The organism is Limimaricola sp. G21655-S1, assembly GCF_027213785.1.
In the GTDB taxonomy this organism is placed as follows: Bacteria; Pseudomonadota; Alphaproteobacteria; order Rhodobacterales; family Rhodobacteraceae; genus Limimaricola.
Window position 1 is genome coordinate 1 of the sequence record NZ_JAPWGO010000485.1, and the last position, 239, is coordinate 239.

1 pseudogene is annotated in these 239 nt (G+C 60.3%); it reads left to right on the forward strand.

What is annotated here, in order from left to right:
- Positions 1-239 (forward strand): annotated as a pseudogene (locus O4G76_RS21545) (hypothetical protein); the annotation flags it as partial.

Sequence of the window (239 nt, forward strand, 5' to 3'; positions counted from 1 at the left end):
TCCCGACACTGGACCTGCTGCAGGATCGCGGTCAGGCGCGATTGGTTCTGGGGCTGCGCGATGTGCTGGACGAACCCGAAGTGCTGCGCGCCGAATGGGACCGCAAATCCGCTCTGCAGGCCACCGAAAAATACTACGATGAAATCTGGATTTACGGGCTGCATGATGTCTACGACCCCACCGCCGGCTTACCACTGAGCAAAGAGGCACAGGCACGGATGCATTGGACCGGCTACCTG